The sequence below is a fragment of the Spirosoma foliorum genome (genome assembly GCF_014117325.1).
Taxonomy (GTDB): domain Bacteria; phylum Bacteroidota; class Bacteroidia; order Cytophagales; family Spirosomataceae; genus Spirosoma; species Spirosoma foliorum.
In genome coordinates, this window is record NZ_CP059732.1 from 4562859 (window position 1) to 4575983 (window position 13125).

A 13125-nucleotide genomic window follows, 5' to 3' on the forward strand; every position below is an offset into this window, starting at 1 on the left:
GCGGACTAAGTTGAGGTGGGTAAGGTGGCTTGTGTTTTGGTAAATCGACTATTCAGAAATGGATAGGCTAAAACAGCTGCCAGAATCACAAGGGTCCCTCCATAAAAGCCCAGGGTCATTCGTTCCGTATCGCCAAAAATCAATACGGCCAATAAAATTCCGTAAACTGGCTCCAGATTAACCGTTAAAACAGCCATATAGGGTGAGAATTTCCGCAACAATCCTACGCCCACCGTGTAGGCATACACGGTACAAACCAGCGATAACACCAGCAGCCAAAGCCATTGCAGAAGTGAATCAGGTATGTATTGTATGACGTGATTAGCATCCATTGGGTCACTTGTCCAAACTAGAAGCCAGAGTACAAATGCGCCCACCGATGCACCTATCATCTCGTAAAAAGAGATGACCAGCGCATCGTAACGCTGCGTAAATCGGCTGTTAATAATCGTAAACAGGGAGGATAGCATAGCGGCAATTACAGCTACTACTAACCCGATTACTTTATCGAATTCAAACCGAAAAATCAGGTAAAGACCCGCCATTATTACAGCCCCCAGCACAACTTCAATGGTACGCACGCGCCGACGTAGCACTAGCGGCTCCAACACACTAGCCCAGAGCGAGCTGGTGGCCATGCCTGCCAGACAAACCGAAACATTGGCCAGGCGAGTGGCCAGAAAAAACAGAACCCAATGTAGCCCAATCAGTCCCCCCGTCGCCACTAATCGCCAACGATCGGCCGGAGACACCAGAAGACTCTGCCGACGCCATAAGAGCACAACGCCCATACCGACTACGGCAAGTAGCGTCCGAAATAAAACCACTCCCGACGAATCGAGTGGCGCTAATAATTTACCCAGAATGGCCGTAAACCCCCAAATCAGGACAATGAAATGGAGTTGCAGGTAGTCTGTGAAGGAAGGCTTATAAGTCATAATGATGAATGATGAATGATGAATGAGCTATCTTGTGATATTCATCATTCATCATTCATCATTTATAATTCATTCACTACCTCGGTATTGTATTGTACAATAATACCCCGATGAGTGCAAAAATAGCGTTTGGAAGCCAGACTGCTACTATAGGATTGAGGTTGCCGGATTCAGCAATGCCTTTGGCCAGCATAAAAAACAACAGGTAAGTGAATGCTAAAATAAATCCTAAGGCCACCTGCCACCCTACCCCACGGCGACTCTTACGGGCCGACATGATGACACCAATCACCGTCAGAATGATGATAGCAAACGGGCGGGTATCGCGACTATACTTTTCAATCAGATAAATTTCGATCCCATCCGATCCACGGCTTTGCAGCAACGCAATTCGCTTATTGAGTTCAGGTCGGGTCAGGGTTTCGTAGAGGTTAAAATTCGACCCAAAATCATCCGGTTTCAGATTCAGCGTGGTATCGATACGCGCACCGGGCGTAAGGGTCTCATGCAAACCGTTTATATCCCGGATTTTATAATCCACGATGGTCCACTTTTTCTTTTTCGCATCCCATTCAATATGATCAGCCGTTAGTTTTTGTTTGAGTTGATTACCCTCTACGCGCTCCAGGGTGAATTTATAGCCGGTATTGACCACATTATTGTAGCTCTCCAGATAGGCGTAGGTATTGGGGGCAATTTTCAGATGGACATTCCGATTCGAGTAGGTAAACGAATCATTGATATACTTGATTTCGAACGCAATCCGGGTTTTGTTAGCCGCTGGAATTACGTAGTTAACCATAAAATAAGTCGCTACTGCCAGGACCGATGCGCCCAACACATACGGAAACAGCAAGCGCATGAAACTAACACCCGTACTCAGAATAGCAATAATCTCGGTTCGGGCAGCCAGACGAGAAGTCAGGAAAACCGTAGCAATAAACACCATCAATGGGCTGATGTAATTGGCCCAGTACGGAATGAAGTTGAGGTAATAATCCCAGAGGATTTCGTTGGTGGGGGCATGTGTCTTATGAAAGTTGTCCACCTTTTCGGTGTAGTCGATCATAACAACCACCAACACAATGACCATCACCACGAAGATGTAGGTCTGAAGAAAACGTTTGAGTATATAAGCGTCTAAGAGTTTCATAAATCTTTTAAAGGTTACGGTATATGGTTTATGGTATCCGGTGGCCGACGCGAAAGCAATATTTATTCGTCAGTCACCGAATACCATATACCGTAAACCATATACTAATTCACCAATAAATTTTTAGCGACTTCGTGGCTGACGAATACAGTACGACCCGTTACGATCTGAACCAGTACCGATTTGTCGAAGGCATTGATTTCATGAATCGTTATCGTACAGCCAAGCGTTAAATTCGAGTGATCGAGGTGTTGCAGAAATTCAGGTGAATGTTCTAACACGGCCATCAGGCAGACATCCTCGCCGATAGCCACCTCCGATAATTTTCGATAACCCATTTCAGGCATTTGACCCGCCGGGGTTGGAATTGGATCGCCATGCGGATCAAACTGTGGACAGCCTAAATACGTATCTAAACGGGCCACTAACTCTTCTGACCGAATGTGTTCTAATTCTTCCGCAATTTCATGGACTTCATCCCAGCCAAAACCGAGCTTCTGGACCAGAAAAACCTCCCAAAGCCGGTGCCGCCGAATTACTTGTAGGGCCAGCCGTTCGCCCTCTTCTGTCAGGCGAACGCCCTGGTATTTCTTATAGTGAATCAACTGTTTATCAGCCAGTTTACGAAGCATATCGGTTACGGAAGCGGCCTTTGTCGATGTCATTTCTGCCAATGCATTCGTGCTGACTTCCCCCTGCCGACGATTGGCAAGTGAATAGATCATCTTCAGGTAATTTTCTTCAGTGAATGATTGCATAGACCACGACTCCTTGTACAGAAAGGCAAACTAAATCAAAACAGTTTACCCACAAAGGTAGTTTTTATGTTAAACTTTCTAAAAATTTAGACTAGTCTAAATTTTTATTTCAATAATACTTATATTTGATGCATTGTAAGTTTGCTCAACTGTTCTGATGATTACCAATTGCTTACATGGAGGCAACTAATACACAAACGAAAAACTGGCGACAGGAGTCTAACGAAAACTCATTAGGGGATGTTCATAGCTCTGTTCATGTACCAAAGGGTGCAGGTTTTTTCAAAACATTGCGAGCCTATGCAGGACCTGGGCTGATGGTAGCCGTAGGCTATATGGACCCCGGTAACTGGGCTACCGATATTGCAGGAGGAGCCCGTTATGGGTATCGACTTTTGTCGGTTGTGCTGATCTCCAATCTGTTTGCCATTCTACTTCAACACCTGGCTCTCAAATTAGGCATTGCTACCGGTCGCGATCTGGCACAGGCTTGTCGCGATCATTTTAGCCGTCCGGTAGGTTTTGGCTTATGGTTGTTGGCCGAAATCGCCATTGCGGCCTGTGATCTGGCAGAGGTGATCGGTTCAGCCATTGCCCTCAATCTACTCTTTGGTCTTCCACTTACGATTGGTGTTCTGATTACCTCGCTGGACGTGTTGCTGCTGCTTTACTTACAGAATAAGGGGTTTCAAGTGCTCGAACGGATTGTTGCCAGCCTGATTTTCCTGATTGTTGGCTGCTTCGGTTATGAGTTGCTGGTTTCGCAGCCTAACGTTGGCGATGTTGTTGCCGGGCTGATACCGCATACTGATGTGATCACCAATCCAGGGATGCTCTACATTGCCATCGGGATTCTGGGGGCTACCGTCATGCCGCATAACCTTTATTTACACTCCAGTATTGTACAAACCCGCGATTTCGGGCGTAATGATGCGGGGCGACAATCGGCCATTAAATTCGCGACAATCGATTCGACGGTTTCGTTGTTTCTGGCTTTCTTTATCAACGCGGCCATCCTGGTTTTATCAGCCGCAGCGTTCCACTTCTCGGGCAACCAGCAGGTTGCCGACATTACTGATGCCCATCGGCTCCTCGACCCAATTCTAGGCGTTAAACTAGCGGGTATTCTGTTTGCCGTTGCGTTGTTAGCATCGGGTCAAAACTCAACCTTGACAGGTACACTGGCTGGTCAGATTGTGATGGAAGGCTTTCTGAATCTGCGAGTAAAACCTTGGCTACGCCGGTTAATTACCCGCTTAGTGGCGATTGTCCCTGCGTTTGTCGTCACGATTCTTTACGGCGAACATGGCACCAGCGAATTACTCGTACTGAGTCAGGTTGTGCTATCACTCCAACTCAGTTTTGCCGTAGTGCCTCTGGTACAATTCACCTGCGATAAAGAAAAAATGGGGCGCTTCGTTAATCCGGGTTGGCTAAAAACGTTGTCCTGGGCCGTAGCGGCTCTGATTATGGGATTGAATGGCTATTTACTCTGGGATACGTTAGCCTAGTAAGTAAGTAAGTAAGTAAGTAACTGAATGTCAGCGCGACTCATACACGTCGAACTGAGGGAATCTACGTCTGAGAACATAGTGCGCCGTTGTTAATCCCGGAAACTCGGTTGCAGTCTCGCCAGTACGTGTAATCAAAAATCGTATACCTTGTTGGCTGATTTGCTTATCCAAGGCCGAATAATCTAATTTTTTACGAGGATACATGACGGCTGCAATCATGTCTTGCTGAGGAATGAGGCAGTTTCGATAAAGCAACCCATTGAGGTAGCAGTAATTATAATTTGTCACAAACACAGCGTCCGTAGACTTCAGGTTAAGCGAATCTCTCAGGTAATCAGCAATCTGTTTTTGTTGCCGATAAGGTGTTTCAGAAAGTGCCCCTGAACGCATGAGCAAGGGCCAGTTGAAATTCGTCATGTTGGGGACTACCGCCCAGAATATCGCAGAAAATGCCAGCAAGGGCCACCCCATCCCTCGCTTACTTACCAGGAAACTTTGCTCATTTAGCCAGACAGCTGCGACTAAGCCTGTTAAAGCCACGTACTCCGTGAAATAATTTAACGCCGAACCCCATTTTATACTCGTCGACAACGAAAACCCGAACAATACCAATACGCTCCAGCCAAGCCAGCGATAGTCTGCTTTAGTTTGCCGTATGAGCCAAATACAAAGCGGTAAACCAATGGCAATGTGTACACTAAATGTCCGGAAATAATGGTCAACGATGTTGATTTTGAATGACGACCAGTCAACGCCCTGATTCACACCGTTAATAATGTTTGCATATAATAGGATCGGGTCATGTTCAGGCATAAAACCAATCAGGAAAAGTAGTCCAGCTAGTCCGATACAACCACCCAAAACAAGCCCTTTCAAGCAGTGGCCGTTTACGAACGCATAATAGCCCACCACCGCAAAGGGTAAAACAATGCCCGATTGTTTTGTCGCAATAGCCAACGCGGCTAGTCCAACAGTACCGGCCAACCAGTTAAGCTCCTGTTTCTTTTGCTCTGCCTGAATAGCTCGCACAACCGCATATAACGTGGCCATAACCAATAAAATATAAAGGCTATCGGGCCGGGAATAGGCTTGAGGAGGCAATAACACAAACGCCGTTATAGCAATGGCCATACTTGCTTTTGTTGTAAGACAAAACCGCTTTCCCAACCCAAAAAGTAGTGCTGCATAAAACCCATTAGCCGTGAGCGAGACAACCCGACTTAACCGATAAACACCCAATGTATCATCAGGCTCTACTCCTGCCAGGTAACCAATTGCAGCTACAATCCGATAATAAACAGGGCTATACTGGGTAATGGAATACGGGGCTATTTCTGGGTTTGCATAGAGCGGATAACCCGCCATATAGCGCTGGATCGAATAGATTACATTGCTTTCAATTCCACCGATATCGGGACTAACAAAAAAAATCAATCGGTAACGAATTAGCACCGTTACCAGTAGACAGCCTATCAGTAAAACCAACGAGGGGAGCAGTAGGCTCGTCTCCTTTACTGGATAAAGTTTACCATATTTCTCCTGGCTATTCCGATACAGTAAAGGTTTTACATCCGTTTTTTCTACACTTACCATTTTCTGAGGTCGAACTTTGGTGTTTGGTACTGTATAGATTAAGCAGCAAAAAGGTCAGTCAGAACGACTGCAAAAATTTTTGATCAAATTTCTGACTTACCTTTTCTACACCTTCCCTATTCATCAATGATTGGCTGTTCGTTAGATGCTGAGCTATCGGGTTTTATCTTCGTGCATTCAACCACCTTATGGCAACCCGACCACTACCCATTTACGCAACAGACCAGAATTTTTACGATGCCTTGAGTCGGCGCGATGAGCGGGCATATCAGTATTTATACGCTGAATCGTTCCCTTCCTTCCGCTTCTGGGTGCAGAACAACAATGGTACCGAAATGGACGCTGAAGACGCTTTCCAGAAAGGACTGCTCAACTTTTTACTCAACATAGAGACAGGAAAATATCAGCTTCAGGCTGGCACCCGTATCACTACGGTCGTCTTTGATTATTGCAAATGTGTCTGGCTTACCGAGCTAAAATCGGCCCGATTTCGCACCCGAGCCAGTTTGCCGGATACAATCGATGTAATTGACACCGCCGATGTAGCAAAGGATTTAGAACGAATGGAAGTTGTGAACGTGGTTCGACAGTCGTTAGGGCAGCTTAAAGACGAATGTCGAAAACTTATTGAATGGTTTTATGTCGAAGAAGTTTCACTGAGAGAAATTGCTGAACGACTTAATATGAAAGAGTCTTCGGTTAAATCGAAACGGTATGATTGTGCCGAAAAGCTGAAGGGATTTTATCAGAAAACGGCAAATAAGAACGGATTATGAACCTATCTGAAGAACAATTCGAGGTTATTGAAGCCTATATCAACAATGAGTTATCGGCAGCAGATCGCACTGTGTTTGAGAGCGATATACAGGCCGATGCTGAACTTAGAACGGAAGTTGCCCGTCAGCGCGACATCCGGTTGGGCTTGCGGGCCATTGGCATTGAACAAGCATTGGAACGGGCAAAATTGCAGTACAAAGCAACCATAGTCACCGAAGAAACAATTGCAGCGAAACCGATTGTTCGACCGTTGATCAGTTGGCGCTATTGGGCCGCAGCCGCTTCGGTTGTAGTAGTGCTCGGTCTCGGCTATTATACCTACCAGCAAACCAGCGACCGGCAGGCTGATATTGCCTACGCCGAAACATCTACGCCCGACGAGTTAGTCAAAGACTTTCCATCCGGTGCCGTTTCGCCCGATGTTCAGGCTCAGTTACTGAATGCGCTGGCGAAGTACAAATCAGGGAAGTATGACCAGGTTATTGCCCAACTGACCACGTTGCCAGCTGATAAACAGACGATTCACTACAAAAACTATTTCCTGGGATTAAGCTATTTGGCCAATAAACAACCGATTGAAGCAACTCCATTGCTGAGCAAAGCAGTAACGGCACCCTCGCTCAAAATCCGGCAAAAAGCCGAATGGTTTCTTGCTCTCGCTTACGTGAAGAACGATCAAAAAGAAAAGGCCCTACCCATACTGAAAACCATCAGTACCGACAAGGCCAATCCTTTTCAATCGTTGGCAAAACAGGTATTACACAAAATCGAGTAGTCTGACTTACTGGTTATAAAGCGTTTCTACTTCGCTGGCCGACAGCACCCTTTTGTATATTCTAATATCATCGAGTGCACCCTTAAAATACTGGGGTAGTACCTGCGATTGAGCACCAAATTTCAACTCTCCCCCAGGACATTTATCGATACTGGTTGCGGGTAGGTCATCTTTCTGATATAATAACACATTGTCAAAATACATGCGAGCAGATCGACCACTATAGGTCATAACAATATGATGCCACCGAGTTAAATCAGGTGCACTGGTAAATGACAATGTCTGCCAACCCTGCCTGGCTGGCAGTTCCCAGTTTGTTTAATATCTGTATTAATCGTTACTCCTGAACCACCATCACCAGGCTTAATAAGGGAACTATACATCTCAAAAGCGCCATCGCTGAATCGGGATTTATTGTAGATAAGCATCCTGTCGGTTACCGCTGTAGGCTTGATCCAGATACTAATTGACAGAGCTTCTGGTTCAAGGCTGCTATTGTAAGGCATATAGAAATAATCGCCCGTACCATTTAGCGAAATCGCAGCATTGGCTTTGCCTTTCCGATCAGACACGAATGTTGGATTCCCTACCAGTTTGACATCGTTATTGTTCGCACTGGCATCCAGTAATGACCGATCAGTAAAGGATATAGAAGCAATTAAATCCTGCGAAACGGTGTCGACCTGCGTAGTCAAGGTCATTACATCACCATAAATAACCTCGCCCGAAGCTGTTATGGCATAGGAACGGTAGTAATATGTTTTGTTGGGCGTCAGATCGGTAAGCGCCACAACTACATTAGCGCCTGTAGTCGGACTGGTAACCTTTACGGTCGATGAGTTCTTATCAGGCGTACTACTGCTCGACGAGTAGCAAATACCATACTCAACAGCCGCCGGACTTCCCGGATTCGTCACCACAAAGTTCACGGATGCCGTTGTGGTTCCTACAGACGCCGTACCATTAACAGCAACAACTGGGTTTTGCCCGGTTCGGAAAGTTTGAACATCACTATAGCCAGGCGTTGAAACCGCTGAATTAATGGCATAACTACGCACGTAATAAGTCGTATTCGGTAAGAGAGGTGTCAGCGTAAATGAAGTTGGGGTACTAATCGAAAGGACTGACGGCCTATCGATTGTAGTTACATTCTCCTTACCGATTTCTGGAACAGCATTAGTTGCTGAATAACAGATTCCATAGCGCGTAATGGTTGCATTACCCGTAGACGTTAGGGTCATACGCACTGCTGCCGACGTTGTAGTAATATCGGTAACAGGCTGTAAGGTCACGTTAGGAGACAATGCATTACTCACCGAAATTACCTGTTGAAGTACAGTCTCGTTGCCACACGAATTTGTCAGCGTGGCTTTAACGGTGTACGTACCTGAGGCTGGATAGGTATTGCTAACGGTTAATCCGGTCGTTGCGGTGGTACTGTTGTTCCCAAAATCCCAGTTTACTTTATCGATAGTTCCGCTGCTACCACTAATTGAAAAATCGACTTTCAATTGCTGTATTTGAGCGGTAAGGGTACCCGCAGGTTTTATACACTCCCGCTGCGATTTGCGCGAGGGAATATCCCAGTTCCCGCAACTCAACAAGAGCATTCCACTACTAACAACTAAAAAACACGCACTTATATAAACCAATAAACGATTCATTGTCAATAAGAAATTAAAGATTCGATGGATAGACAGAATCAAAATGTATAGCTAACAGCAAGGCCCCATGACTGTGAAGAGGGTTTCCACTGTATAGCGCTTGTACGTGGTTTGGGCTTGTGAAGCAGCAGGTATAATTCGGCAACGGTGGCTACAGCCGCAACACCCAGACAGGCTTTAAACAGTCCATTTTTTTTCTGAGCAGCCTCGGCAGCATTATAGGCATCGGTATACTGAAGATAGGCACTTCGATCACTGATCACACCACTACCTGTAGGGTCAACAGTCTGGCTGATCTGGCTCAGTGTACCCATTTTCGACTGATAATCATTGCGCAAAATAAGTGCATAGGCTCCGGCTCCTACTGCCACTAACCCCGTAAATACTTTCAAACCGACAAGTTTTGGGTACTTGGGACGAGTTAAGTCATCGATCGTCCGAATTTGAATAAGTAGCGTTTCTTTCTTGGTTATCGAAGCATATTTGCCAGCTTCGGTGTATTTCAGTCTGGCTTCGGCATACTGCTTTTGATTAAAAAGCTGGTTCCCCTCTCGCTCGTAGAGATCAGCCAGTTGCACCTTTGTCAGGGCATCATCTGGATTTAGATTCAGAAGTTGACCAAAGAAACGGACAGCCTCCTGGCTTTTACCTTGCTTCAGGGCATCATCGGCCTGTTGGCGAAGTTTCAGCCCTATGGTGCACTCCTGAATTTGCTCTTTCGCGTAGGCATCGTTTTCGAAACCGGGAACTTCGAGGCAGTTCTGGTATTGCCGCCGAGCTTCAAGATACTTGCCTTCTTTAAAATAATCATCGCCACGTTTCTTGTAGCGATCATATTCGTCATCGACAACAACAGTTGCCTCAGTTGTTCGGCCTAGAGCCTGAAAAGCAGGCAGCCCAACCAAGGACAGCAGCAATACTAACATGAAATGGTGTAGTGGTTTGAACATCATAAATTAGGTGGGTTACTGATTGGTACACTGTTTAATTTTCCGTCTGACTTCATCCGTATCTTTCAGAGCCTGTGCCACCTGATACCAGGCCTTTGCTCCGTCGAATTCGTCTGTAGAAAAAATCTTATTCGCTTTGGCCATGTATTGTGCGTAAGCGGCCTCGGCTTTAGCCGTACTTAATTCCTGTCCTTTTGCTAATTCCTGCGCTTTACCGAACGAGGAAATAGCTTTTGTTTTATTATTACCATTCGCGATGGCTTTTACGCCTTCCTCAATCAGATCGTCGTATTTAGTCTGCTGTTCCTGCTTTTCTTTCAGTCGCTTGTCATTGGCACCTTCTTCAGGTTCGGCTGGTTTTGGTTTCTCTACTTCCGGCGTTGGCGTCGTATTTTTAGGTTGCTCTGGCGTAGCATTAACGGGTTGTTCCTCACGTGGCGCTTGTTTCTGAATTTCCTTCTGAGCGGCATCCCGAAGTTTAGTTACGTCCTGCCGGGTCGGATCAAGCTGGAGGGCGCTGTTGGTCAATACGAGAGCCAGATTATAGTCTTTGGCTTTATACGCCTGATGTGCTTTGCCAAGAGCGACATCGATACGTTTACGTAGATCGGCTTTCGATTCATCGGGGATTGACTTTATTGCTTCGGGGGATATGGATTTCGTTTTAGGCAGCACAGGCAAGCTCAGTATACTATCTGGTTGTTGTCCATTACTGGGTGTACTCGTACTAGTGCTATACAAGCTCATATACAGCCCAATCCCAGCAACAACGATAGCGGCCGGAGCAGCGATCTTCCAGGGAAAGGCCTGCCCGATGGGATTACTTGTCGATTGTGGAAGGGTTGGTTTTGATACCGTTTGACCCTTGACCTGGACTGGCGCGCTAATGGGAGACGGCGTAACTAGAACAGCTGGTTTGGCAACTGTCGGACTAGGACTGGGGGGAGCTACATAAACATCCGTTTTTTCTTCTTCATAGACATCTGTTAACTCCGACTCAATCGCTACGGGTTTAGGTCGAAGTTGCTCAATACACAGCGCCAGCCCCTGAATGGCAGTTTCATCCGTTGGATTGAGTTTCAGTACTTGCTCATATTGGCTTTTGGCCTGATCAAAACGCTGTTGTCGACACAGGATATTAGCTTCGTTCAGTAACTGGGTGAGTTGCTCTTGTTGGAGAGCATTCGTGCATTGATTTAGTCGATTCTGGGCGTCAACATGGTGCTCCCGCTTGGCCAGTATTTGTTCGAGCACCGCAATTGCCTGCTGGTAGTCAGCATGTTCAAACAGTATGTTTGCCTGATTCAGCAACTGCGGAATCTGGTCCAGCAAATCCAGCAGTTCATCTTCTTTACGAACACGCTCATGAATATCGCGAACTAGGCATCGGCGAATCATAGTCCCATACGGTTCGGCAATCTGGCTTAGGCGGGCGGGCAATTCGACCGTCATAATTTTCTTTTCCACCTCACGTCGCACCGACTGTTCGCTACTGTTTCGCAAATCGGCCCGGAACGGCTTTTCGCCCGTCATCATTTCGTAGAGGATGACACCAAATGCCCATAAATCGAGGTTGAAACTCACCCGACTGCCTTCAATTTGCTCGGGCGCTTTATAGGATGGTGTACCTCGGCCGTCGCTCAGATCAAAATCAGAGCTATCGAGTTCGTCATCACTCACTAATTTACTAAGCCCAAAATCGGCAATCTTTGGAATGAATCGCCCGGCATTATCTCTGGATATTAGAATGTTAGCCGGTTTAAAATCGCGATGAACGATGCGGTGGCGATGCAGGTGCTGGAGGCCGAGTAAGATCCCTTTTGTAATCTCATAAATTTGCGTGGGTGTCAGCGTTACACGTCGGAGCAAATCGGCCAGATTGCCATCCGGGTAATATTTCATAATCGCGAAATCGCTGACACTGGTATCCGTTTCCAGGCGATGGCAGGAATCGTAGCGCGCTATATTGGTTTGCCTCGGCACTCGTTGGGCCAGTTCAACTTCGGCTTTCAGCGATTTGGTGTCATGACCCTTAAACTCACTGATTTTTATCGCTACCCACTCTGTTTCGAGCTGATCTTCAACTTTGATAACCCGGCCATACGTACCGACACCTAACAGAGCCCCCTCATCATTCGGGCGGATCGGATAACGCTTTTTAAAGTCCAGAAACGTAGTAAACGTCTGATTCATAAGCAAGGGTTAGGTGGGTATAATGTGGATCAATCAAAGATACGCTAAAGGCAGACTATCCGAAAACCGACCATAAAAAACCGGCGTCTGCTTTCCCTTCGTTCGCTTCCTGACCAGCGGAGCTACGTATTTGTGCAGCTCTCGTATGGTTACAATGCCATCGCCGTTGAGATCGCCCTGCCCGGTCAATCCTTTGAGCAAAAAGTAGGTAAACGCTCCTCCTGCCAAACGCCGATCTTCAACCGCATTTTGCGTTGATCGACTAGCCAGTAACATAGCCACGTTGCTGCCATCTCGTCCTGTCTTTGCCAGTTCAGATCGGTTGGTTTGTTGGCGGGTTATGCCACCAGACAGACAGGCATCGGCAATACACAGCTTTGTAAGGGCTTTAGAAGCACGAAAAGCCGCTTTAATAGCGGCATAGGTTAGCAATTTCCGTTGATCGCCCGGACGAGCATCGTATGGAACAAAACTGTCAGGCAGGCCGTGTCCCGAAAAATACAGGATAACCCGGTCGTTTGCGCCCGCTTGCTGAAAGAGGGTCATTGCTTGTTCGATGGTAGCTTGTGTTGCCTGCCGATTGGTTAACAATCGAATGTGTGATGCCAATACATTGCCACCCGACTTGCTCTGCAAAAAATCAACTACCTGACGGGCATCCCGATCGGCAAACCGCAAATCGCCGGTTGAATAAGAGAGTGCCTGATAATCAGCAATGCCTACCACAACCGCATAGGTTTGCCCCCGCGCCATAGGCGATTGAAACCCCAACAATATGCCTAAACTAATCAGTAATGGAGTCAGCATAGC

At 46.6% G+C, this 13125-nt stretch carries 12 protein-coding genes; 3 read left to right on the forward strand and 9 right to left on the reverse strand.

Going from position 1 to position 13125, the window contains the following annotated elements; translation table 11 throughout:
• Positions 1–5 precede the first annotated feature (5 nt).
• The 3 genes from H3H32_RS19420 to H3H32_RS19430 all read right to left on the reverse strand — a co-directional run bounded on the left by H3H32_RS19420 (position 6) and on the right by H3H32_RS19430 (position 2849).
• Entirely contained in the window at positions 6–938 is a 933-nt protein-coding gene (locus H3H32_RS19420; protein WP_182457281.1) for a DMT family transporter, read from the reverse strand.
• Between the two features lie 76 nt (positions 939–1014).
• Entirely contained in the window at positions 1015–2091 is a 1077-nt protein-coding gene (locus H3H32_RS19425) for an LptF/LptG family permease (RefSeq protein ID WP_182457283.1), read from the reverse strand.
• 104 nt (positions 2092–2195) lie between these two features.
• Positions 2196–2849 (reverse strand): metal-dependent transcriptional regulator, encoded by a 654-nt coding sequence (locus tag H3H32_RS19430; RefSeq protein WP_182457285.1) that lies wholly within the window; start codon positions 2847–2849, stop codon positions 2196–2198.
• Positions 2850–3025: 176 nt separating this feature from the next.
• On the opposite strand from H3H32_RS19430, the gene H3H32_RS19435 reads away from it, so the two are divergent.
• Positions 3026–4360 carry an Nramp family divalent metal transporter gene (locus tag H3H32_RS19435; protein ID WP_182457287.1) on the forward strand — a complete coding sequence of 445 codons (1335 nt, stop codon included), beginning with the start codon at positions 3026–3028 and terminating at the stop codon, positions 4358–4360.
• 30 nt (positions 4361–4390) lie between these two features.
• Here H3H32_RS19435 and H3H32_RS19440 read toward each other — a convergent pair whose 3' ends face one another.
• A complete protein-coding gene (locus tag H3H32_RS19440) occupies positions 4391–5956 on the reverse strand; it encodes a glycosyltransferase family 39 protein (protein WP_182457288.1) in 1566 nt (521 codons plus the stop codon).
• A gap of 188 nt (positions 5957–6144) precedes the next feature.
• On the opposite strand from H3H32_RS19440, the gene H3H32_RS19445 reads away from it, so the two are divergent.
• Positions 6145–6732 carry an RNA polymerase sigma factor gene (locus H3H32_RS19445; protein WP_182457290.1) on the forward strand — a complete coding sequence of 196 codons (588 nt, stop codon included), beginning with the start codon at positions 6145–6147 and terminating at the stop codon, positions 6730–6732.
• Complete coding sequence (locus H3H32_RS19450) at positions 6729–7508, forward strand: hypothetical protein (protein WP_182457292.1); 780 nt, start codon at positions 6729–6731, stop codon at positions 7506–7508. Before H3H32_RS19445 ends, H3H32_RS19450 begins: the two co-directional genes overlap by 4 nt.
• Before the next feature lie 6 nt (positions 7509–7514).
• Here the strand turns inward: H3H32_RS19450 and H3H32_RS37565 are convergent, their stop codons facing one another.
• The 5 genes from H3H32_RS37565 to H3H32_RS19470 are packed head-to-tail and all read right to left on the reverse strand — an operon-like array spanning position 7515 to position 13122.
• Positions 7515–7787 (reverse strand): LamG domain-containing protein, encoded by a 273-nt coding sequence (locus H3H32_RS37565; protein WP_374191776.1) that lies wholly within the window; start codon positions 7785–7787, stop codon positions 7515–7517.
• Positions 7760–9172, reverse strand: coding sequence for a fibronectin type III domain-containing protein (locus tag H3H32_RS19455; RefSeq protein WP_240543415.1), 1413 nt, complete (start codon positions 9170–9172; stop codon positions 7760–7762). Before H3H32_RS19455 ends, H3H32_RS37565 begins: the two co-directional genes overlap by 28 nt.
• A gap of 38 nt (positions 9173–9210) precedes the next feature.
• A complete protein-coding gene (locus H3H32_RS19460; protein WP_240543416.1) occupies positions 9211–10098 on the reverse strand; it encodes a hypothetical protein in 888 nt (295 codons plus the stop codon).
• 39 nt (positions 10099–10137) lie between these two features.
• Complete coding sequence (locus H3H32_RS19465) at positions 10138–12315, reverse strand: serine/threonine-protein kinase (protein ID WP_182457294.1); 2178 nt, start codon at positions 12313–12315, stop codon at positions 10138–10140.
• 33 nt (positions 12316–12348) lie between these two features.
• Complete coding sequence (locus H3H32_RS19470; RefSeq protein WP_182457296.1) at positions 12349–13122, reverse strand: caspase family protein; 774 nt, start codon at positions 13120–13122, stop codon at positions 12349–12351.
• Positions 13123–13125: the final 3 nt, after the last annotated feature.